The following is a 22,227-nucleotide window of genomic DNA, read 5'->3' as shown; positions in this document are numbered from 1 at the left end:
TTGAACGTGTTCGGTTTCCCCAAAGCACTGTCCTGCATGGTCATTGCCGCGACCGTGGTCGTGGCGACCTCCTGCACCACAACGACCGAATCGAACAGTGGTGGACCCGGCATCGAGTACGGCGCCACCCTGGACCAGTACCGGGCCGCCTTCGACGATGTCGAACCTGTTCACCTGTACGCACAGACCCCCGGACCTCAGGGCTCGTTCGTCAGCGACAAGATGGAGATCTACTACGACGCGGTCACCGAGTGGTCGGGCGGGAAGGTGACCTTCGATATCTTCTACGCCAACGCCATCGCAGGTGCCAGTGAGATCGACGACGCACTGGGCGACGGACGAACGGACATCGACGGCTTCGCTGTCGCCAACCAACCAGCCGAGTATCCGGCGGTCAACACGTTGATCAACGCGTCCTTCCTCGGCGATATGTCTCCTATCGCAGGCATTCTGCAATCGCACGCGTGGTTGCTCGAGTCTGCGTACGCAACAGAAGAAGTCGCGCAGGAATTCGCGGACAACGACATGCATCTGTTGATGCCGTCGTACAACGGGGGCGGCATGGCGCTACTGTGCGCCGAGGAGGCGCAGACCCTCGACCAACTACGAGGACGTCAGATTTCCGCTGCAGGCCGGACTCAAGGCGCACAGATCAGCGGGTTGGGCGCCATACCGGTGAGTGCGTCGTATTCGGAGCTGTACGAAAGCCTGCAACGCGGCGTGGTCGACTGCACCGCGACCTCGGTGCAGAACGCAGTGCTGGGCGGGTACCTCGGTCTGACACCGGAAGTGATCATCGATCCGTCCGCTGGCTTCGCTTTGACCTTCGGGTCCGTAGCGCTCAACCAGAACCGTTGGGACAGCATGCCGCTGCTCGTTCAGCAATTGCTGTTCGATCGACTCGACGTCTTCCTCGAAACCAATATCCGCACCTCGTGGGACGCGATGGTGCAGGGAGTGCACGACATCCAGGACGCAGGCGGAACAATCACCGAATTCGCACCGGATGCACGAGAGCGACTACAGAGCGTCAACAACCAACAACTCGAACTGCTGAAACAGTCCCCAGCGCTGGAAGACGCAGCCACCTCGATGACCGAATGGGCCGCAACCGCCTCGCGGTGGAGCACCCTCGTCCGAGATCTCGGTTACGACGAGACGATGACCTACCCGGAGTTCGCCGACTTCTACGACACCGACGCCATCGATCTCGGGCCCTACGTCGACGCCGTGTTCGACGAGGTTCTACTCGACCACCGCCCGACCTCGCCGGACACGGAAGCATGAACAATCCTGTTGCCATCACCGTCGGCGCGGAGCCGGTGACTCGCGAGGCGATCCGACGGTTCGTCGAGGCGCACGAGATGGCCGACCCACGCTTCGTCGACCCAGTCGACCCCATCGCTCCATGGGCAATGCTGTCCTCGTTCTCCATGCCTGCGTACTGGACGCCAGGAGACCCGTCATTGAGCGACGGCGCCCTCCCTCCGTTGCCCTGGGATGCGTGCGGCGTGCCCGCTGCCGAATCCGTCACCAACAGGATGGAATTCGAGTACTTTCACCCACTGCGGCCCGGAGACGTGATCACTACCGAATACCGGGTCACTGGCGTGACGCCGAAACGAACAAGTGTGGGCGACGGCAGCTTCGTGGATTTCGAGCTGACCTTCCTACGCCAGGATGGCACTGTTATCGCACGCGAGCGGTGCAGCGTCTATCGGTACTTCCCGTTCGAGTCCCGACGATGAACGCACCTCTACCGGAGATCCGGCTGCCTCTGACGTTCCAACGGCTCGTGATGTCTGCCGCTGCCAGTCGAGATTTCGCTCCGGCACACATCGACCACGAGGCTGCACGGGCCGGCGGTGCGCCTGGCGCCTACGCAGACGTCATGTTTGTGCTCGCGATGTTCGAACGGTGCGTCGGCGAGTGGGCTGGTACGCGCGCCTCGCTCGAATCGTTGCGGGCCATCGCCCTGCACGATTTCGTGCTTACCGGCCAGGATGCCGTCGTACGCGGCGTCATCACCGACGAGTCCGATACATCGGTAACCGTCGACCTGATTCTGCTGCAGGACAACGACCGCCGAGCTGCCACTGCAACGGCAATCATGGTCCGGGATGGTATGAGATGACTACCGCGAATGCGCTGACCGAATCGATGAGCGGCCTCACGGCGACCCGCTTCCGCGACACTGCACTGGTCCGTGCGCTCCGGCTCGCCCGGGACGAGTCCCCCTTCCACCGATGGTTCTACGGAGACCATGCCGTCGATGTCGATTCCGTAGTCGACCAGCGGTCCTTCGCCCTTCACATCCCGGTTGCCCGCAAGGCCGACTATCTCCGCTACCAGAAACTGCATCCTGGCACTGTGCGGGACGACGTTCGCCAATTACACCTGACCAGCGGGACCAGCGGGGTGGGCAGGGAGGTACATCCTCGAACGGCACACGACCTCGCCGCTCTGGGTACCGGCGGCGCCTATCAGTACTTCTGGGCCGGTCTTGCCGCAGGCGAGAAGATCATGCTCACCATTCCGTACTCGCAGACCATGGCCGGGCCGTACTTCCAGGCATCCGCTCTCGCTGCCGGTCTCGTTCCGACCAACGCATTCACGGGATCAACGGCCGAGCGCATCGACATGCTGCAACGTTTCGGCTGCGCCGGCATGTCCATCACGCCCTCCTACCTACACCGCATGACAGCCGAGGCCAAGCGTCTCGGGATCGAGCCGAAGCGCTCTGGTTCTGCGCTACGAGCAATCTTTCTCTCCGGTGAGCCTTACGGGATCGAGTGGGCGGAGTCGATGCAGGAGTTCTGGAGCGCCACAGTCCACGAAGGGTGGGGTGCAACTCAGACCCTCGGAGTGGTGATGGCGACCAAAACCGGTGCGATCGAGGAACACGGACGCGGCGTCCTCCACGGCATCGGACACCGTTGTCTCATCGAGGTGCTCAATCCAGACGGGGTCGCCGTAGCTCCTGGTGAGCGCGGCGAGATAGTGGTCACGACCCTTCGGACCCGCGGGTTGCCGAGCATACGGTTCGGGATGGGCGACAGCATCCGGTTGCTGCGCGACGGCTTCTTTCCGGAGTTCGAGGCGGGATCGATCGGTCGCATCGACGACATGATCAAGATCAGGGGTATGAATATCTGGCCGAGCGCTGTGGATGCGGCGGTGCTCCGTGTGCCCGTACTCGACTACAGAGCGATTGTTCACACTGCCGATAACGGCAGCGAGTCCGTCGACTTGCAGCTGGAGATCGACGCGGCTGCCGACGTCGACCCGAACCTGATGGCGGATATCGCGGAGACGATCAAGCGCACTGTCGGAATCTCGATGTCGATCTCTGTGCTACCCACCGGGACACTGGACGAACAGCACTTCAAGTCCCGACGCTGGACCGACCGAAGGGCAGTGCGATGACCGACTCGATCGAGCAAGAATTGGGCCGTGCCCGGGCTCATCTCGACGCCGTAACGCAGTTGGTGGCCGAACTTCCAGAATCACCGTTGCTTATCCAGTTCTGCGAACGAATCGACGCGCTGGTCGACGAGTTCACTTGGGAACTGGGCGCACAACCCTGACTCTGCCACTATTTGATGAGGACTCCCGCATCGACGGGGATGGAAATACCGGTTACGTAGCGTGATTCGTCGCCCGCCAGGAAGAGCACCGCGTTGCTGACATCGTCCGGCTCGACATACGGAATGTCGAGTACGTGCATGTCGTGCAGGAGCGGAACCACCTGTTCCCGAGTGGGTGCTTCCTCGTCGGGAAGGAACAGCCTGTAGATCGCGTCGTTCAACAGCATCCGAGTCTCGACGTTGGTCGGGTTCACCGTGTTGACACGGATGTTCTGCGGGCCGAGCTCGTTCGCGAGGCTCTTCATCAACCCGAGGACACCGTGCTTGGCTGCGGTGTAATGGGCGTTGTACGGCAGACCTTTCGTTCCCGCGACGGAGCTGATGAGCACCATCGAACCGCCCTCGCCGCCTTTCAGGATGTGCGGAGTGGCGACCGTCGTCGTGTTCCACACGCCGGTCAGGTTGGTGTCGATCATGTTGTGCCAATTCTCGGCGGACAACTCGTGCGTCACACCGCTACCCGCAATTCCCGCATTGGCTACCACTACGTCGAGTCGGCCGAGTTCGCCTACTGCGGAATCGACGGCTGCACGTAGCGCCTCGAGGTCGCGGACATTCGTCTTCGACGCCACGATCCGACGGTCGAGCTTCTCGACCGCCCGCACCGTCTCCGCCAGGTCGTCCTCCGTCGCAAGGTCGTATCCGACGGTGTCGACGTCCTCGCATGCGTCCACTGCGATGATGTCGGCGCCTTCGGCGGCGAAACGCAGTGCGTGGTTACGACCTTGTCCGCGGGCAGCACCGGTGATGAGGACTACTTTGCCGCTGAACCTGCTCATGCGCCCAAAGCCGCTTCACCCAGGAACGCCAGCACCACCGAGGAGTGCGAGCGGGCTTCCTCGGCACCACCGGAGTACACGGAGTCGCCACGATTGACCACGACGACATCGTCGGCAACCCTGAGCCCCGCTTCGGCGTTCTGCTCGACCATCAGCACACCGAGCCCGCGGTCGGCGATCTCGCGGACACTTGCCATGACGGTGTCGACCACGGCGGGCGCAAGACCCATCGACGGCTCGTCCATCATGATGTACTTCGGATCGGACATCAGTCCACGTCCGAAGGCAAGCATCTGCTGCTCACCACCGCTCAACAGTCCTGCAGGCCCGTCCTTTCGCTCACGAAGAATCGGAAACAGTTCATACGCGAGTTCGGTGTTCTTCTCGCGCTTCTCCCTGGTCGAGGTGTATCCACCGATACGCAGGTTCTCCGCCACGGACAACGACGCGAAGACTTGACGACCCTCCGGTACGAGTGAGATCCCGCGTCGCACCACTTTGTGGGCCTTGAGTCCGACGAGGGAAACATCATCGAGAACGATGGTGCCCGACATCGGTTCCACCAAGCCGGCGATGGTTCGCAGCGTCGTACTCTTACCTGCTCCGTTCGCCCCGAGAACCAGCGTAATTCGGCCGGGTTCGACCGTCAGGCCGATGTTCGTGACCGCGCTGACCTTGCCGTACTGGACGTGGAGATCACTGACTACGAGCATCCTGCGCTCCTCGCTTCCCGAGATATGCTTCCTGGACACTTGGTTCGCGCACGACGTCCTGCGGCTTCCCTTGCGCGATCAGTACGCCGAAATTCATTGCGATCAGCGTGTCGCAGGTGTCGACCATCATCTGCACGTCGTGTTCGACGAGAAGTTGCGTCAGGCCTTCTTCGCGCAACTTCTTCAACAGCTCCGATACATCCTCGCGTTCGGTCTTGTTCATGCCCGCTGTCGGCTCATCGAGCAGAAGAAGTGTGGGCGACATGGCAATTGCGCGGGCGATCTCCACCCGGCGCTGCAACCCATAGGACAGCTCCCCTGGCCTGATGTCCTCCAAGCCCGAGAGCCCAGTCCGCTCCAGCGCCTCCGCGACCGCATCTTTCGAGCGCTTCAGCAAGGCTTTGCGCCCGAGCAACAACTCGCGAAGGCCACCTTCCTCGGAGCCGAGGTCCGCCCCCAGAGCGACGTTCTCGCGAACGGTCAGGTCCGGCAGTAGTCGTACCGTCTGAAATGTGCGGGCAATGCCGAGCTTGGCGACCTTCTGCGAAGACACCTTCGCAAACGGTTCGCCTTCGAACGTCAAGGCACCGCGTGTCAGGGGCGTCAATCGAGTGATCGCCGCCAACAGGGTGCTCTTGCCGGATCCGTTCGGTCCGAGGATGCCGAATATCTTTCCTCGGGTGATGTCGAAGGAAATACCGTCGACAGCCTTGATGCCGCCGTAGTGGACTGCGACGTCGTCTATTCCGAGCACCACCTCGGTTGTGGCGTGGCGAGCGACAGTCTCTCGTGACACTGCGTCGGTAGTCACGGTTTATCCCCTATCTCGGCTAGAGCGAGTTCCTCGACCGTGTCGTCGGGTTCCTTCTTACGAGCAACCCCTGCGAGTCTTTTGGCCTTGGACTTCCGAACCAGATCAAGGGCGGTTCCGTAGATCCCGCCCGGTACGTAGACGGCAGCGATCGCGACGATGATGCCGTAGACGATGGCCTGGTACTGCCCGACGATCTCGAGGTAGTACGGCAGCCATGTGAAGATGATCGCGCCGAGGACGATGCCGAGCCACGAGCGCCCGCCGCCGACGATGATGATCGTCAACCCGAGAACCACCAAGGGGAATCCGATGCTCTCCGGCGCCACGGTCGTGCGCAGTAATACGTTGATCGCGCCACCAAGTGCGCCGATCAATCCACTGATCACGAAGGAGCTGATTCGATAGCGAGAAACGTTGACACCCATGGATGCGGCCAATTCCGGATCTTCACGGACCGCGTCGATTCTACGACCGAGACGACCTCGTTCGCTCAGCGCCAGAAGCGCGACGACGAGCACCGTGATCGCGATGATGTGCCCGATGGTCAACTGGGGGAACGCCAGTGCGCCGAACAGTCCGACCGACGCGCCGGTGAGCGAGCCACCGTTGTGCGCGACGACCGTGATGATCAGATCGAAGGAGACCGTGGCCATCGCCAGGTAGAGACCGTTGAGACGCTGAACCAGCAATGCCAGCAGAAACCCGATCACTCCGCAGACGATCATGATGGCAGCAATCGCGGCGAACGAGCTGAACCCGTACCGGATCACGAAGATCGCGGCGCCGTAGGAACCGAGACCGTAGAACCCGGCGCCTGCGAACGAGAACACGCCCATGCGAAGCTGGACCTGGATGCTCAGAGCCAGAAGAAGAACGGTGAACGTGCTCTGGAACAGAACGATATGCGTGAAATAGAACTGACTCATACCCTTCGCACCTCCTTGCGGCCGAAGAGACCCTGCGGGCGAAGCAGCAGGACGAGGAAGATCATGCCGAAGCACACGGCGTCGACCCAGCCACCACCGGTGAATCGCAACACCAGAGTCTCCGACAACGCCAGAATGTAGGCGCCGGCAGCGACACCGGCCGTGCTCCCGACGCCACCGAGGATGATGACCGCAAATGCCTTGATCAGCAGTGTCTCACCGCTTTCCGGAGTGATGGCGCCGAGATTGAACGTGAGCAAGGCGCCCGCGAGACCGGCAAGACCACCGGCAAAGGCCATTGTGGACAGGGAGAGCTTTCGACGGTCGACTCCCATCAACGCTGCCGTTTCGGCATCGACACCGATGGCACGGAGCGCAAGTCCTGCCATGGACTTGCGCAGCCATATCGCCATCCCGACCGTGAGAATCACGGCGGACAGCACGATGATCAAACCGGTGTTCGAGATGCGAAGACCGAAGAGCGAGAACACCTTCACTGCATACGAACTGTTGGAGAATCCGAACGGTTCGGACTTGGTGACGTACTGGGCGATCGCGAGCGGGATGGCAGCAACGCCGATGCCGCCGATCAGAATTTGCAGCTCTGCGATCCGATGAGTCTTTGCCCTCCGCAGAATCGGTTGGAAAGCAAGCACTTCGATGGCTGTGGACAACAACGCACCCACGAACACCGACACCGCAATGACGCCGATCATCGGCAGCTGTTGGTCCTTGACCACCAGGTATCCGACGAACCCCGCGAACATGAAGATCGCGCCGTGCGCGAAGTTGAGGATGCCGACGGTGCCCCACACGAGGGACATGCCGAGACAGAACAGTACGTAGATCGATCCGAGTATCGCCGCATCGATGAGTGTCTGGCCCATGGTTTCAGATCACCTCTTCCGTGAACGTTCGGTGACCGTCATTCCGCCAGCAACCCTTCTGCGGTCCCGTCCCACTCGACGACAACTCCCGCCACTCGCTGGTCGTTGCCTTCGAACGTCACCGGTCCGACGGCGCCGTCGAATCCGGCCGTGGCCACGGCGTCGAGACCGTTCTTGATGTCCTCACGCGAGGCGCCGCCCGATTCCTTGATGGCCCTGGCGATCATCCATGCCGCGTCGTAGCCTTCGGCTGCGTAGTTGAGCGGGTTCTTGCCGTATTTGGCGCTGTAAGCCTCGACGAAGGAGACCGAAGACGGTGCGGTCTGAAGGTAGTTGAAGTCCGTCGCCCAGAACATTCCCGCGCCTGCAGGCCCTGCGGGCGCGAGGTTTCCGGCGCCTGCGGCGGGATTTCCGACGGCTGGGCCGTCGAAGCCTGCTTGGCGCAGCTGCGACATCGCGGTGGAATTCTGCGCACCGACGAGGAGGAACACCACGGCATCCGGCTTTTCGCCGACGATCTTGGTGATGGTCGACGCGAAGTCCTGGGTGGTCGACTGCACGCTGGTGCTCGAGAGGATCTCGAGATCCTCACTCTCCTGCAACGCGGGGAGTTGATTCTCGGCGATCTCCGCCAGTGTCGGCTGGCCTGCGTTGTAGAGCACGCTGATTCGCTTGGCGCCGAGGGTCTTCAGATGATCGATCGCCTTGGGGAAGTATGTCTCCTGGGGTGCGGTCGATCGGAACGTGTAGTCGCCGATGACGACACCGGCACTACCGGACTGGGTGAACACGACAGGAGTCTTCGACGACTCTGCTATCGGCGCCACCGCCACGGACTGCGCACCGGACACGGTGCCGAGGATGGCGGCGACGTTCGGGTTCGCGATCCCTTCGGTCACCTGACTCGCGGCTGTCTGGGCGTCGCCTGCGGTGTCGCGACTGTCGAGCTTCAGCGTGGAGTCGCCGAGGAACTTCTGCTCGTTGATCTCTTGGACGGCGAGTTCGATACCTTCGAGCTGGGAACCTCCGACGTACGCGAGCGTTCCGGTCTTGTCCGTCGTGGAGAGCACGGTGATCTCGGCGGGCATCTCCCCCGAGGCTGTTGCACCGGATGGGCCTGACCCACTACATGCTGCCATCGACAGCATGGCTCCGGTCAGCCCGAACAGGACCAGCCTGCCGGGACCCGTGGTGAACTTCATGGCTCCTCCTATTTCATGGCAATGATGCGCATGAACTCGTGATCGCTGTCACAGTAGAACCAAAACGTCCAGTTGTCCAGATCACATTTGAGGACAAAGTCGCAGCAGAAAAAGCCGTGACAACAGATGGTTGCGGCGAATGATTATCAGCGTTTAGAGTGAGGTGTATCACCTGAACGGATGCCGTCCGTAATTAGAACACTCCGAAGGAGTCCTGTCATGGCACTCGACGACGCCACCGCCGCGTTCCTCGCCCAAGCCGCCGAAGGAGGCGGTAAAGCGCTCCACGAGATGACCCCCGACGAGGTCCGCTCGATGAACGACACATTCATCGACCTCTACGGTCCAGGGCCCGAGATGGCGTCGGTCGAGAACCTGACGGTGGAGGCGGCGGATGGACATGCAATTCCGGTTCGCGTCCTGACACCTGACGACAGCCCACGCGGGGTGTTCGTCTACTTCCATGGCGGTGGCTGGGTCGTCGGCACACCGGATCAGTTCGACACACTTGCCAGACGCCTCGCGGTCGAGACCGGGTGCACCGTAGTGCTTCCCGACTACCGACTCGCTCCCGAAAACATCTACCCGACTGCAGCCGACGACGCATGGGATGTTCTGCAGTGGACCGCTTCTCGCTCCGATTCTGCGTTGCCGCTACTGGTCGGCGGCGACAGTTCCGGCGGCAACCTTGCAGCCGTCGTCGCGCAGCGAGCAGTGCGAGAGAACGGCCCGGCCGTCTCGCTACAGGTGTTGGTCTACCCCGTCACCGACCACGATTTCGACAACAGCTCGTACGCCGACCCCGCCAACCAGTTGATGCTCGACAAGACGTCGATGATCTGGTTCTGGGATCTCTACACACCCGATGCCGGAGTACGCCGCAACTGGGACGTGTCACCCTTGCACGCAGAGGACCTGTCAGGAGTGGCACCAGCAGTGGTGTTGCTGGCCGAACACGATGTTCTACGCGACGAAGGTCAGGCCTATGCCGAGAAACTCACCGCCGCGGGCGTACCCGTGGAGGTGAGAGTGTTCGACGGACAGATGCATGGCTTCTTCCAGTTCGTCAACATCCTCCCCGGAGCCGACGCCGGTATCGCGTACGTCGGCGAATCCGTTCGCGCCCATCTCACATCCGTTGTCGCCTGAAAGGAGTGTTCCGTGAGCACAAGCGATTTCGATGCCGTCGTCATCGGCGCCGGCTTCTCCGGCGTCTACATGACGCACAAGCTCGAGTCTCTCGGCCTGTCGGTCCGTGGATACGAGGCCGCAGAAACCGTCGGTGGTACGTGGTTCTGGAACACGTATCCCGGCGCACGATGCGACTGCATCAGCATGGAATACGCGTTCACGTTCTCCCAGGACATCATCGACGAGTGGGAGTGGACAGAACGCTATCCTGCTCAGCCGGAGATCCTGCGTTACATCGACTTCGTCGCCGAGAAACTCGATGTCAAGAAGCACTTTCGTTTCGGAGTACGTGTCGAATCAGCGGTCTGGGACGAGGAGGCGTTACGGTGGACGGTCGGCACCGACGCCGGTGAATACGTCACCGCCAAGTACCTGATCACCGCCGCGGGATGCCTCTCGACGTCATCGACACCCGACTTCGCGGGTCTCGACGCCTACGAGGGCGAGACGATCCATACCAGCGCGTGGCCGCGCGACGGGTTCGACTTCACCGGCAAACGGGTCGGCGTCATCGGCACCGGATCTTCTGGTGTTCAGGTGATCCCGAAGATCGCCGAGCAGGCCGAACATCTGACGGTTTTCCAGCGCACACCTGCCTTCAGCCTCGACTGCGGCAATCGCCCATTGACCGAGGACGAGAAGCAGTCCTTTCGAGCCGACATCGAGAACTTCAAGGTCGCATCGAAGGCGTCCGGGGGCGGCCAGCCCGTGGACACATTGTCAGTCAACACATTCGACCACTCCGAGGAAGAGCGATTGGCGGTGTTCGAGGAACGATGGAGTCGCCATCGGGCCATCGATCTCATCGCTGCCTACCCGGACCTGCTCAGCAATCGGCAGGCCAACGACACCATCGCCGAGTTCTTCCGCGGCAAGATCCGATCCGTCGTCGAGGACCCTGAACTTGCCGAGGCACTCTCACCTCGCGAGCATCCCTTGGGGGCCAAGCGAATCACACTCGATACCAACTACTTTCAGACCTATAATCGCGACAACGTATCGCTCGTGAGCGTGAAGGATGCGCCGATCGAAGGATTGACTCCGACCGGGTTGAAGACCGCCCACGACGAATACCCGCTCGACGTCATAGTCTTCGCCACCGGTTTCGACGCCATCACCGGACCGCTTCTGAAGATCGACATCCGCGGTCGCAACGGGAAGTCACTGCAGGACAAGTGGACCGACGGTCCCACCACATATCTGGGTATCGCCGTCGACGAGTTTCCGAATCTGTTCACCTTGACCGGCCCCGGCAGTCCCAACGTGTTGACCAACGTGGTCTGCGCCATCGAGCAGCACGTCGAGTGGACAGCGGACACCGTCGCACATCTGGAGTCGATCGGCGCCAGGACATTCGAGGCCGACGAGACCGCGGCAAAGGAATGGACTACGCAGGCAATCGAACTCGCCGACACCACGCTTTACCCCGAGGGCAACTCCTGGTACACCGGCGCCAACATTCCCGGCAAACCTCGCATGATCATGTCCTACGTCGGCGGACTCAACGTCTACCGCGACATCTGCGACGACGTCGCATCCAAGGGTTACGAAGGCTTCACGATCACCCACTAGAAGGAGCTCGAATGTTTCGCATCAGCATCGCCTACAACCACCCCGAGAACCCCGATGCGTTCTTGGCACACTACCGAAGCGTGCATGCGCCACTGACCGCGAAGATGCCCGGCATCATCTCGTTCGAGTGGGGTGTGTCAGAAACACTGGACGGATCCCAGCCTGCACACTTCGTCGTCGGCAACCTGAACTTCCCGTCCAAGGACGACGCCATTGCAGCCCTCGGATCCGAGGAGGGCAAGGCCGGTGCCGACGACATGCCCAACTTCGCCGGAGCGGGCTTCGTCATGGATATGCATGAGGTCGAGGTGGCCTGAGGCGCTCCGCGCCTGGTGGTGTGGTTGGGTGCCCCCTGGGGCGCCTAACCACACCACCAGCGGCGAAGCCGCTACAGACCCAGATCGGCCAAGCCGAGCAGCGAGCGGTATTCGAGCCCCTCGGCAGCGATGACGTCGTCGGCTCCGGTTGCCCGGTCGACTACCGTCGCAACTCCGACGACGACTGCTCCCGCGTCGCGGAGCGCCTTCACCGCAGTCAGCGGTGAGTTCCCGGTCGTGGTCGTGTCCTCCACGACCAACACCCGCTTGCCGACGATGTCGGGTCCTTCGATCTGACGCTGCATACCGTGCGCCTTCGCGGCCTTGCGTACGACGAAGCCGTCGATCGGGCGGCCTTCCGCGTGGACGATGGACAACGCGACGGGATCAGCTCCCATCGTCAGGCCGCCGACGGAGTCGAAGTCCCAATCGGCCACCAGTTCGCGCATCAGGGTTCCGATCAGCGCGCTCGCGCGGTGATGCAGCGTTGCGCGTCTGAGGTCGACGTAGTAATCGGCTTCCTTGCCGGATGACAACGTCACCTTGCCGTGGACTACGGCCAGTTCACGAACCAGCTCGGCCAGTTCGGCACGCTGGGCACTGTCGGCCATGTGCGGTTCCCTTCGATCGATTCAGTCGATGAATCTACCGGCCGGAATCCCGCAGGCTCATGCGGGCACGTCCTCCGGCTTTTCGTCGGCGACGAGGTCGACGTGCTCGACGAACGGCTCGGGCGGAACGACCTTGAGTGCGGTGGCCATGGGCTTGGTCGCGAACGACCTGCGTAGCTCCGCCAACGCGTACGCGTTGTCGTTGTACACGCGCACTGCGCCGGCGATGCGCTTCTCCGTTGTTTCCAGGTCGCCGGCGGGGCCTTGGAAAGCCCAGTTGGATCGCAACTTGGGGTGGGTGTCGGACTCGGACAGCACTGCGTGCACCGCCGCCGACAGCGCGTTCTCGGCGGCTGCCTGTGCCTGAAGACCGAGGTTCTTGTCTCGTACCGCCTTGGACCACGACCTCGCGCCGACGAGCTGACGAACCAGATCCTGGTCCAGGCCGGACGATTCGACGGCCGCGATGAACGGCTCCAGCTGAACGTAGCGACGCTCGAGCTCCACGGTCACCAGCTGCCTGCTCGCGGCCGTGTTCGACCGATAACGCCGCACCCGACGCTCGACGCTCGCCGCGTAGGCGAGAACTGCAAGTACGAGGATCGCCACGATCACGAAAACAGTCACAAGGTCTGAATTTAACGGTGATACTCGAATCGCGCTCGGAGGCTCGCCCATACGCGCCGAAGTCGCCTAGGTTCGGCCGCGACCTCGACCGACCAGATTCGTCAGCTTCCGCACAGCACTCTTGGGGACCTTGGTGCCGAGCGCCGTCAGGACCTTGTACTGCGCGCCCGGCACACTGATGACTTTGCCCTTGCCCAGATCACGCATGGATTCACGCACGACCTGTTCCACGTTCAGCCACATGAACTTCGGGATGCTGGACATCTCGATGCCCGCGCGCTGGTGGAACTCGGTGCGCACGAACCCGGGGCACAGTGCCTGCACCTGGACACCCGTGCCGGCGAGGCCACCGGACAGTCCTTCGGAGAACGAGATGACGTACGCCTTGGACGCCGAGTACGTCGATCCGCGGCCGGACAGGATCCCCGCGACACTCGCCACGTTGACCACGGTGCCTTTCGCGGCAGCAACCATCGACGGCAGCGCTGCTCGGGTCAACTGCATCACCGCGGTGACGTTGACGTCGAGCTGCGCCTGCAGCAGCTCGGGTTCCGCTGTCCAGAACTCACCCGAAGTTCCGAAACCTGCATTGTTGACGAGAAATTCGACGCCCCGGCTCAGCCGCTCGGCGACGACGTCCCGTCCCGCCTGGGTGGCCAGATCCGCCGGGATGATCTCCGAGTCGGCTCCGAAGCGGACGCGCAGGTCGTCCGCGAGCGAACGCAGCCCCACCTCGTTCCTGGCAACGAGCACGAGGTCGTAGCCGCGAGCAGCGAGGTGAGTGGCGAATCCTGCGCCGAGACCGGACGTCGGTCCGGTGACGAGGGCAACCGGGCGCACGGTGAGGGGGGACGCTGGTTCGATCGGTTCGGCGGTCATGAAACTGAAGGCTACGGTGCGATCGACGTGTTGTGGAGTCCCACACCGCCAAATGTCCGGTCCTGCGGATCAGTCCTGGCGGCGGCGGTCCGAGTCGCGAGTGATGGGTGTCGGACGGCTCGGTGGCCGGGGTCCGGACGGTTGGATGACGGGACCGGAACGCAGCGGCGGCCTCGGCTCGGGACGCCGCACCTCGGGACGCCGCACCTCGGGGCGCGCCTGCCGGGGTTCCGGATTCTGGCGGGGTTCCGGGCTCCGACGAGGCTCGGAGCTCTGCCTGGGTGCTGGGCTCTGCCTGGGCGCTGGGCTCTGCCTAGCTTCTGGGTTCTGCCTGGGTTCTGGGCTTTGGCGCCCGACGGTGGTTTCGGGTCGACTGCGCTGCGGAGGGCTGGTTCGAGCGGGACCGGATGGACGTCGGTTGTTGACGGGCGGGAGTACATGCAGCATCCCGGACAGTCGCGCCACTGCGTCGATGGCGGCGTCCCAGTCGCGTCCGGTGCTGCCGAGCGGCAAGGATCCGAGTGTCCAGTCGTTCTCGCTCCACAGCAGGTTCAGGCCGGCCGGAACGGATTCGGTGAACGCAGCCATACGTTGATCGCACACGCGCCGCGCCACTTCGATGTTCGTCGCGAACACGACACGGGGGCCGATAGACCCGAGCAGCTCCATGTCCGAGTCGCGCGGAGGCGGCGTCGACTTCAACCGAAGGTCGATGTCCACGTCGGATCCGACGGGTCGTTGGACTGCAACGATCGTCGACGTCTCCTCGACGTCGAACAGTACGAACTTCTCGCCACGTCGAACTCCGCTCACGAGGTCCACCGCAGTGGTCTGCTCGGGCTTGGCGAGTGCAGCACGACGGAACTGCAACACGATGTCGTCGTCGGACGCCTCGTACGTGTATCCCTGCGCCTTGGCCCACATCTGCCGTACCCGGCCTACCTGGTCCCGGCGCGAACGGTCGATGTACAGAAGGGCGACCGCACCCAGGAGGGCGATCGCTGCAAGTCCGAACCACATAGCCGTCATCGAGGGTCAGCTTATAGCGTCCAGAGGTTCGGCCTCGTGATGGCTCACCCGCCCAGGTCGGGGGTTTCCACGATGATGTCCGCCGTGATGGCACCGTTCTCCATGGGGCTGCCGTTCACGACGACGAGCGACCCGACCTTCAGCGAGGAGGCGTCGAAGCCGGACAGGGACAGGACCTGCGTCTGCGGGGTGACGAGAACCGTGACGGGGGCGCCGTCGATGCCCTGGATCGTCAGAGTCGGACCGTCGATGGCGGTGATGTTTCCGATCGCCGCGCCGGAGTTCCCCAGAATTTCCGGGATACCTCCCGGGACGAGTCCACCGGGAGCCGACGGTGGCGCGAGGGGCGCCTGGCTCGGTGGGAGCGTGGGGATCGGGGCCAGGCTGGTCGGTGGCCGAACCGCGACGTCTTCGGTGTCGGATCGTTGATTGGTCAACACGAGAATTCCTGCCAGCACGACGACCGCCAGCGCGGCCAGGGCGACCAGCGCGAACATCCACCGCCGCGGCCCCTTCGGCTCGGGCGGAGCCTGATACTCGCCGTACTCGGGCGGAGCCTGGTGTTGCCTCGGGTTGTACGCCGGAAACACCTGGGTCGGGTTGGGCTGCTGGGCTGGGTACTGCTGCTGCGGCGAGTACTGCTGGGGATATCCGTACTGCTGCGTCGGCTGGTCCTGGTAGGGCTGTGCCTGCTGATAGGGCTGTGCCTGCTGATAGGGCTGTGCCTGCTGATAGGGCTGTGCCTGCTGATAGGGCTGTGAATCCGGGTACGGCTGGGTGTCCGGATATGCCTGCCAGCCGTCGGCGACGTAATCGGATTCGGGACGATCCGGAGGCGGATTCGCGGTGCCGTCTTCCCACGGCCGGTCGTGGGGTCCTTCCGCGGGCTCCACTCTCGCGCGCTGATCGTCCGGATAACTCATGACACCGAGGGTACGTCCGGCACCTCGCGGGTGACGAACGTCCAGGCGTGCACAGAGCTCCACTCTTGCGCGATATTCACGGAATCCCGCAAATATCGCGCAAGAGTGGAGCGAAATACTCGGTCTAACCCAGTACGAGTGCGTCGCCGTCTGCCGATACGTTCACCGGCACGACGTCACCGTCGCGGACGTCTCCTGCGAGCAGCAGCTTTGCCAACTGATCGCCGATCGCCTGCTGGATCAGCCTGCGCAGCGGACGAGCGCCGTACAGCGGGTCGTAGCCCCGAGCTGCCAGCCACAGCTTCGCCGGCGACGTCACGTCGAGCGTCAGTCTGCGTGCTGCAAGGCGCTTGGCCAGGAAGCCGAGCTGGATGTCGACGATCGATTCCAGCTGATCTTCGGACAGGGCGTCGAACACCACCACGTCGTCGAGGCGGTTGACGAACTCCGGTTTGAACGCGCGCCTGACCGCATCCATGACCTGGTCCTTCGATCCCCCGGCACCGAGGTTCGACGTCAGGATCAAGATGGTGTTCCTGAAGTCGACCGTGCGTCCCTGCCCGTCGGTCAGCCTGCCTTCGTCGAGCACGGCCAACAGGATGTCGAAGACATCGGGGTGAGCCTTCTCGACCTCGTCGAACAGGATGACACTGTACGGACGCCTGCGGACGGCTTCGGTGAGTTGACCGCCTGCCTCGTAGCCGACGTAGCCGGGAGGCGCGCCGACGAGTCGAGCTACGGCGTGCTTCTCGCTGTACTCGCTCATGTCGATGCGGACCATGGCGCGCTCGTCGTCGAACAGGAAGTCCGCCAACGCTTTCGCGAGTTCGGTCTTGCCGACACCGGTCGGACCGAGGAACAGGAACGAGCCCGTCGGACGGTTCGGATCGGCGACGCCGGCGCGAGCACGACGGACGGCGTCGGACACCGCTTGCACGGCGTCCTTCTGCCCGACGACGCGCTTGCCCAACTCGTCTTCCATCCGCAGCAGCTTCGCGGTTTCACCCTCGAGCATGCGGCCTGCAGGAATGCCGGTCCAGGCTGCGACGACGTCGGCGACATCGTCCGGACCGACCTCTTCCTTGAGCATGACGTCGTCCTGCGCCGGAGTTGCCTGTGTCTTCTCGGCAAGCTCCTTCTCGAGCGTCGGGATGCGGCCGTACCGAAGTTCGGCTGCCTTTCCCAGATCTCCGTCGCGTTCGGCACGCTCGGATTCACCGCGCAGGTTCTCGAGTTCTTCCTTGAGGACGCGAACCGAATCGATGGCGTTCTTCTCGTTCTGCCAGCGGGTGCTCAACTGGTTGAGCTTTTCCTGGCCGTCGGCCAGTTCCGCGCGCAGCTTCTCGAGACGAGCCTTCGACGCATCGTCGGTCTCCTTCTCGAGCGCCATCTCCTCGATCTCGAGTCGCCGGACGGCTCGTTCGACCTCGTCGATTTCGACGGGACGCGAGTCGATCTCCATGCGGAGACGCGACGCGGCCTCGTCGACCAGGTCGATTGCCTTGTCCGGCAGGAACCTCGACGTGATGTAGCGGTCGGACAGTGTGGCGGCGGAGACGAGCGCGGAGTCCGTGATGCGCACACCGTGGTGCACCTCGTAGCGCTCCTTGAGCCCACGCAGGATGCCGACGGTGTCCTCGACGGACGGTTCGCCGACGTAGACCTGCTGGAATCGACGCTCGAGCGCTGCGTCCTTCTCGATGTACTTGCGGTACTCCTCCAACGTGGTCGCACCGACGAGCCGCAGTTCACCGCGCGCGAGCATCGGTTTGATCATGTTGCCCGCGTCCATCGCGGACTCACCGGTCGCGCCAGCTCCGACGATGGTGTGGAGCTCGTCGATGAAGGTGATGACCTGGCCGGCCGAGTTCTTGATGTCGTCGAGCACGGCCTTGAGCCGCTCCTCGAATTCACCGCGATACTTCGCACCGGCGACCATCGAGCCGAGGTCGAGCGAGACGACGGTCTTGCCGCGCAAGCTTTCCGGCACGTCGCCGGCGATGATGCGCTGCGCGAGACCTTCGACGATGGCGGTCTTGCCGACGCCGGGCTCACCGATGAGAACCGGGTTGTTCTTGGTGCGGCGGGACAGTACCTGTACGACACGACGAATTTCGGTGTCGCGGCCGATGACCGGATCGAGCTGACCTTCGCGGGCCCGGGCGGTCAGGTCGGTGCTGTACTTCTCGAGCGCCTGGTAGGTGCTCTCGGGATCGGCGCTGGTGACGCGCGCGCTGCCGCGGACAGTCTGGAAGGCGTCGCGCAGGTCGTTGGGTCCGGCGCCGTGGCCGGTCAGGAGCTTGGCGACGTCGCTGTCACCCGTCGCGAGTCCGACCATGAGGTGCTCGGTGGAGACGTACTCGTCGTCGAGTTCGGTAGCGAGGTTCTGCGCAGCCGTGATGGCCGCCAGCGCTTCGCGACCGAGTTGCGGAGTCGTCGTGGATCCGGTTGCCGACGGGAGTCGATCGACCAGGGTGCGAGCTTCACCGCGCACAGTCGCAGGATCGACGCCGACAGCCTTCAACAGGGGGGAGGCGATGCCGTCGGTCTGATCGAGCAACGCCACCAACAAATGCGCCGGACGGATGTCCGGGTTTCCGGCCGCGGATGCGGCCTGCAGAGCGGCACTGAGTGCGGCCTGCGTTTTCGTGGTGGGGGTGAAACTGTCCACCGGTCACCTGCTTTCTGCTGGGAGAAAATTTGATGTCGGTGGGTACAACGTACCAAGACTTGAGTCTGTTCCGCTCAAGTCTGATTTTCTCAGTTTTCTTCTGTGGCCAGTGGTGTGTAATCGGGATACCCTCGGGCGGTCTACTTTGGAACCGTCTAGCTGCGGCGGAGGATGATCGATGCTCGATGCACGGGCGATCTCCCTGGTTCGTGCCGGTTTCAAGTCCGTTCTGGCCGCTGAGAACGGTCCGGCACTTCTCGCACGGTCCTTCTACGCCCAGCTGTTCGTCGACCATCCGGAGTTCCGGGCGTTCTTTCCGGCGTCGATGGACCAGCAACGCGACCATTTCGTCCGTGCGCTGGCCTACATCTTCGACAATCTCGACAAGAACGAGCGCGTCGAGTCGTTCCTCCAGCAACTTGGCCGAGACCACCGCAAGCACGGCGTCGACGGCACCCACTTCCGAGCGGGTGCCTCGGCCCTGATCTCGGCGTTCCGCAACTTCGTCGGCAACGAGGTGTGGACGGACGAAGTCGAGGACGCCTGGCATCGGACGCTAGCGCTCGTCACCGACAACATGGCCGTTGCGGCGGACTCGGACGAATTGCCCCCGTACTGGGGCGCCACGATCGTCGAGCATCAACGGGTGCTCGACGATCTGGCGATCATTCGCCTCCAACTGGACGAGGGCATTCACTACTACCCGGGTCAGTACGTGAGCGTGCAGATTCCGCAACGCCCCAAACTCTGGCGGTACCTGTCGCCGGCGATTCCGTGTAATCCGCAGGGCGAGATCGAGTTTCACGTTCGGCGGGTGTCCGGCGGTTGGGTGTCCCCCGCCATGGTGACCGAGTCGGTCGTCGGCGATCGATGGGCCGTCAGCCCTCCTTTGGGTGGATTGCAGATCGACCGAGGAATCGCCGAGGACGTGCTGATGATCGCAGGCGGCACCGGCCTGGCGCCGCTCCGTGCTCAGGTGATGGACATGGCTCGACGCAGCCACAACCCGCGAGTGCACCTGTTCGTCGGGGGCACGTATCCCCGGGATCTGTACGACGCCGAGACCCTGTGGCAGCTATCGCTGTCCAACCCGTGGTTGACGGTGGTTCCGGTGACCGAGGAGGACGAGAATCCGTGGTGGCATTCCGGTCCGACGCCGGAACTGCCGTGGGGCATGCATCATCGGCTGCACGGGTCCATCGGGAAGGTCGTCACGCAGTTCGGCTCGTGGGCGGACCGGCAGATCCAGATTTGTGGTTCGCCGTCGATGGTGCGGACGACGCTCTACGCATTGCGGAAGGTCGGCACCCCGATGGAACACGTGCAGCACGATCCGCTGTGAGCAGTTAACGCTCGGCAAACGGCCTGCGCTCGAACCCGTGCCTCGTCGATCGTTCGAATGACGTGGTCGATGGCGGGGCCGCGCCAGGCTCCGCATTTCTCCGGTCGTCCGATCCGAAAGCAACACGTTCTACCGTTCGTCGCGCCGAAACAGCCAGTCGGCCTGGAATGTGGTTACCTACTCGTTATCGTTTCCGGGCCGCGTCGAAGACGGCCCGGTCATACCGAGAAGGGTGAGAGTAGATCCCGATGCCTGCAGACTTCGCGGCACGGTTGAACAGTCTGTTCAACACGGTGCATCCACCTGGCCGTAAGCCCCACACCAATGCAGAAGTCGCCGATGCGCTCGCCGAGCACGGCCACCAGATCTCCAAGCCGTACATCTCGCAGCTGCGTTCCGGTCAGCGGACGAATCCGTCGAACGACACCGTTGCTGCACTCGCCCGGTTCTTCAAGGTGAAGCCGGATTACTTCTTCAACGACATCTACGCGCGCAAGATCGATCACGACCTCGAGTTGGTGACTCAGCTCGAAGGCTATGGCCTCAAGCGTCTGTCGGCGCGTGCGTTCGATCTGTCCGAGGAGTCACAGAATCTACTGAGCTCGATGGCCGAAAAATTGCGTGCCAGTGAGGGGCTTCCGGAGATTCCTCCGGACAGCACGCGTTGACTCGGCCGATAACCGGGCAGTAACTGCAGCCAGACGATCAGGGGGATGACACGCGGTGATCTTGATTCTCTTCGCGGGAGGAACAGCTCTCGCGGTGTCGATTCTGCTCACCCCGATGCTGATCCGGCAGTTCTCGAAGCAGGGCTTCGGCCAAGAGATTCGGCTGGAAGGACCGGCGAGCCATCAGTCGAAGCGCGGAACACCGACGATGGGCGGCGTCGCGATCCTCGTCGCGCTGTGGGTCGGATACGGCGGGGCGCACGTGGTCGGCATCGCATACGACGGCGGGGGCCCTTCGGCGTCGGCCTTGCTCGTCCTGGGTCTGACGACGGCCCTCGGCATCGTCGGTTTCGTCGACGACTACACGAGCCTGCGAAACAAGAGGAACCTCGGACTCACCGCGCGCGCCAAGTACGTCGGCCAGATCGGCGCTGCGGTCGTGTTCGCGCTTCTCGTCCTTCGCTTTCCGGACAGCAACGCAGTGACGCCCGGCAGCCGAAACCTGTCCTATGTCCGCGACTTCGCCATCGTGTACATGCCGACCCTGTTGTTCGTTGGCTTCATTTGTGTCCTGGTCGTGGCCTGGTCGAATGCGGTGAATCTGACCGACGGGCTCGACGGCCTCGCCGCGGGATCGATGGCGCTGGCCCTGGGGGCCTACACCGTCGTCACGTTCTGGCAGTACCGGCAGTCCTGCAGCACCGACCCACGCGTCGGGTGTTACGACGTGCGGGATCCTCTCGATCTCGCGATCGTCTGTGCCGCCGCGGCCGGTGCGTGCATCGGCTTCCTGTGGTGGAACGCCGCGCCCGCGAAGATCTTCATGGGTGACACGGGATCGCTCGCTCTCGGCGGTCTGCTCGCGGGTCTGTCCGTGGTCACCAAGACCGAGCTGCTCGCCGTTGCGATCGGCGCGTTGTTCGTCGTCGAGGCTGCGTCCGTCGTCATCCAGGTCGCGATCTTCCGCACCAACGGTGTTCGGGTCTTCCGCATGGCACCGATCCATCATCACTTCGAGCTCGCGAGTTGGCCGGAGACCACCGTCATCATCCGGCTGTGGTTGATGGCAGCCATCGCCTCGGCACTCGGTATGGGTCTGTTCTACAGCGAGTACCTCTCGGCGGTCGGCTGATATCGATCAGCCGGCGGCTTTCGCTGCGATCCGCGCCTGAACTTCCGGGCGACGCAGCGGCGGAACCGTCGGTGGCGGCTGGCGACGCTCGGGAAGCGCGTCGAGCAGTCGATGAGTGGTCGCGGTGACCTCGGCAACTGCGAGCTCGAATGCATCGCGGGTGGCGTCGGACGTCTTCTGAACGCCACTGACCTTACGGACGTACTGCCGGGCCGCAGCCTCGATCTCCTCGTCCGTCGCGTGCGGTTCCAGCCCGCGCAGGGTGGTGATGTTTCGGCACATACCAGCCACGATAGA

At 63.1% G+C, this 22,227-nt stretch carries 24 protein-coding genes; 11 read left to right on the top strand and 13 right to left on the bottom strand.

All coding sequences use genetic code 11. The annotated features are described in order from the left end of the window. Positions 1–6 precede the first annotated feature (6 nt). From dctP to CH289_RS28285, 5 genes are read left to right on the top strand one after another with little or no spacing between them, the layout of a single operon-like run. Entirely contained in the window at positions 7–1,287 is a 1,281-nt protein-coding gene (dctP, locus tag CH289_RS12750; protein ID WP_230621060.1) for a TRAP transporter substrate-binding protein DctP, read from the top strand. Further along, positions 1,284–1,748, top strand: a complete 465-nt coding sequence (locus tag CH289_RS12745; RefSeq protein ID WP_019663136.1) for an FAS1-like dehydratase domain-containing protein — start codon at positions 1,284–1,286, stop codon at positions 1,746–1,748. Before dctP ends, CH289_RS12745 begins: the two co-directional genes overlap by 4 nt. Continuing rightward, positions 1,745–2,134 carry a MaoC/PaaZ C-terminal domain-containing protein gene (locus CH289_RS12740; protein WP_019663135.1) on the top strand — a complete coding sequence of 130 codons (390 nt, stop codon included), beginning with the start codon at positions 1,745–1,747 and terminating at the stop codon, positions 2,132–2,134. The genes CH289_RS12745 and CH289_RS12740 overlap by 4 nt, the downstream gene beginning before the upstream one ends. Further along, a complete protein-coding gene (locus CH289_RS12735; protein ID WP_033190156.1) occupies positions 2,131–3,426 on the top strand; it encodes a phenylacetate--CoA ligase family protein in 1,296 nt (431 codons plus the stop codon). The genes CH289_RS12740 and CH289_RS12735 overlap by 4 nt, the downstream gene beginning before the upstream one ends. Then, complete coding sequence (locus CH289_RS28285; protein ID WP_019663133.1) at positions 3,423–3,587, top strand: hypothetical protein; 165 nt, start codon at positions 3,423–3,425, stop codon at positions 3,585–3,587. The genes CH289_RS12735 and CH289_RS28285 overlap by 4 nt, the downstream gene beginning before the upstream one ends. A gap of 8 nt (positions 3,588–3,595) precedes the next feature. Here CH289_RS28285 and CH289_RS12730 read toward each other — a convergent pair whose 3' ends face one another. Genes CH289_RS12730 through CH289_RS12705 form a run of 6 tightly spaced genes read right to left on the bottom strand, consistent with a single transcriptional unit; the run spans position 3,596 to position 8,968 of the window. Next, complete coding sequence (locus CH289_RS12730; RefSeq protein ID WP_019663132.1) at positions 3,596–4,426, bottom strand: mycofactocin-coupled SDR family oxidoreductase; 831 nt, start codon at positions 4,424–4,426, stop codon at positions 3,596–3,598. Then, complete coding sequence (locus CH289_RS12725) at positions 4,423–5,139, bottom strand: ABC transporter ATP-binding protein (RefSeq protein WP_020110889.1); 717 nt, start codon at positions 5,137–5,139, stop codon at positions 4,423–4,425. The genes CH289_RS12730 and CH289_RS12725 overlap by 4 nt, the downstream gene beginning before the upstream one ends. Then, positions 5,123–5,950 carry an ABC transporter ATP-binding protein gene (locus CH289_RS12720; protein WP_019663130.1) on the bottom strand — a complete coding sequence of 276 codons (828 nt, stop codon included), beginning with the start codon at positions 5,948–5,950 and terminating at the stop codon, positions 5,123–5,125. The genes CH289_RS12725 and CH289_RS12720 overlap by 17 nt, the downstream gene beginning before the upstream one ends. Beyond that, entirely contained in the window at positions 5,947–6,879 is a 933-nt protein-coding gene (locus CH289_RS12715) for a branched-chain amino acid ABC transporter permease (protein ID WP_019663129.1), read from the bottom strand. The genes CH289_RS12720 and CH289_RS12715 overlap by 4 nt, the downstream gene beginning before the upstream one ends. Beyond that, positions 6,876–7,766, bottom strand: a complete 891-nt coding sequence (locus CH289_RS12710; protein ID WP_019663128.1) for a branched-chain amino acid ABC transporter permease — start codon at positions 7,764–7,766, stop codon at positions 6,876–6,878. Before CH289_RS12710 ends, CH289_RS12715 begins: the two co-directional genes overlap by 4 nt. Before the next feature lie 38 nt (positions 7,767–7,804). Further along, positions 7,805–8,968: an ABC transporter substrate-binding protein gene (locus tag CH289_RS12705; RefSeq protein ID WP_019663127.1), complete on the bottom strand. Its 1,164-nt coding sequence runs from the start codon at positions 8,966–8,968 to the stop codon at positions 7,805–7,807. A gap of 219 nt (positions 8,969–9,187) precedes the next feature. Here CH289_RS12705 and CH289_RS12700 point away from each other — a divergent pair, with 219 nt between their 5' ends. From CH289_RS12700 to CH289_RS12690, 3 genes are read left to right on the top strand one after another with little or no spacing between them, the layout of a single operon-like run. Beyond that, entirely contained in the window at positions 9,188–10,117 is a 930-nt protein-coding gene (locus tag CH289_RS12700; RefSeq protein ID WP_019663126.1) for an alpha/beta hydrolase, read from the top strand. 12 nt (positions 10,118–10,129) lie between these two features. Beyond that, complete coding sequence (locus CH289_RS12695) at positions 10,130–11,731, top strand: flavin-containing monooxygenase (protein WP_094627792.1); 1,602 nt, start codon at positions 10,130–10,132, stop codon at positions 11,729–11,731. An 11-nt stretch (positions 11,732–11,742) separates the two neighbouring features. Beyond that, positions 11,743–12,048: an EthD family reductase gene (locus CH289_RS12690; protein WP_019663124.1), complete on the top strand. Its 306-nt coding sequence runs from the start codon at positions 11,743–11,745 to the stop codon at positions 12,046–12,048. Between the two features lie 71 nt (positions 12,049–12,119). On the opposite strand, the gene pyrE is transcribed toward CH289_RS12690, so the two are convergent. The 6 genes from pyrE to clpB form a co-directional block, all read right to left on the bottom strand. Further along, on the bottom strand, positions 12,120–12,659 hold the full coding sequence (gene pyrE, locus CH289_RS12685; protein WP_019663123.1) for an orotate phosphoribosyltransferase: 540 nt from the start codon (positions 12,657–12,659) through the stop codon (positions 12,120–12,122). A 57-nt stretch (positions 12,660–12,716) separates the two neighbouring features. Beyond that, positions 12,717–13,286 carry a LemA family protein gene (locus CH289_RS12680; protein WP_094728002.1) on the bottom strand — a complete coding sequence of 190 codons (570 nt, stop codon included), beginning with the start codon at positions 13,284–13,286 and terminating at the stop codon, positions 12,717–12,719. Between the two features lie 66 nt (positions 13,287–13,352). Beyond that, positions 13,353–14,165: an SDR family NAD(P)-dependent oxidoreductase gene (locus CH289_RS12675; protein WP_019663121.1), complete on the bottom strand. Its 813-nt coding sequence runs from the start codon at positions 14,163–14,165 to the stop codon at positions 13,353–13,355. A 69-nt stretch (positions 14,166–14,234) separates the two neighbouring features. Continuing rightward, the gene (locus CH289_RS12670; protein ID WP_094728001.1) at positions 14,235–15,185 is read right to left on the bottom strand and encodes a type III secretion system chaperone family protein; all 951 of its coding nucleotides are present in this window, start codon (positions 15,183–15,185) and stop codon (positions 14,235–14,237) included. 53 nt (positions 15,186–15,238) lie between these two features. Next, a complete protein-coding gene (locus tag CH289_RS12665) occupies positions 15,239–16,117 on the bottom strand; it encodes a DUF5666 domain-containing protein (RefSeq protein WP_256977175.1) in 879 nt (292 codons plus the stop codon). Positions 16,118–16,241: 124 nt separating this feature from the next. Then, positions 16,242–18,788, bottom strand: a complete 2,547-nt coding sequence (gene clpB / locus CH289_RS12660; RefSeq protein ID WP_020110893.1) for an ATP-dependent chaperone ClpB — start codon at positions 18,786–18,788, stop codon at positions 16,242–16,244. Between the two features lie 178 nt (positions 18,789–18,966). Here clpB and CH289_RS12655 point away from each other — a divergent pair, with 178 nt between their 5' ends. From CH289_RS12655 to mraY, 3 genes are all read left to right on the top strand, one after another. Beyond that, positions 18,967–20,130, top strand: a complete 1,164-nt coding sequence (locus tag CH289_RS12655) for a globin domain-containing protein (RefSeq protein ID WP_019663117.1) — start codon at positions 18,967–18,969, stop codon at positions 20,128–20,130. 248 nt (positions 20,131–20,378) lie between these two features. Further along, positions 20,379–20,798: a helix-turn-helix domain-containing protein gene (locus tag CH289_RS12650; protein ID WP_019663116.1), complete on the top strand. Its 420-nt coding sequence runs from the start codon at positions 20,379–20,381 to the stop codon at positions 20,796–20,798. 55 nt (positions 20,799–20,853) lie between these two features. Then, a complete protein-coding gene (gene mraY, locus CH289_RS12645) occupies positions 20,854–21,930 on the top strand; it encodes a phospho-N-acetylmuramoyl-pentapeptide-transferase (protein WP_019663115.1) in 1,077 nt (358 codons plus the stop codon). 6 nt (positions 21,931–21,936) lie between these two features. Here mraY and CH289_RS12640 read toward each other — a convergent pair whose 3' ends face one another. After that, entirely contained in the window at positions 21,937–22,212 is a 276-nt protein-coding gene (locus CH289_RS12640) for a DUF2277 domain-containing protein (protein ID WP_019663114.1), read from the bottom strand. Positions 22,213–22,227 lie beyond the last annotated feature (15 nt).

The organism is Rhodococcus sp. RS1C4 (genome assembly GCF_002258225.1).
Taxonomy (GTDB): Bacteria; Actinomycetota; Actinomycetes; order Mycobacteriales; family Mycobacteriaceae; genus Rhodococcoides; species Rhodococcoides fascians_E.
Note: the sequence above shows the minus strand (reverse complement) of the source record. Positions and strands in the feature narration are given on the sequence as shown.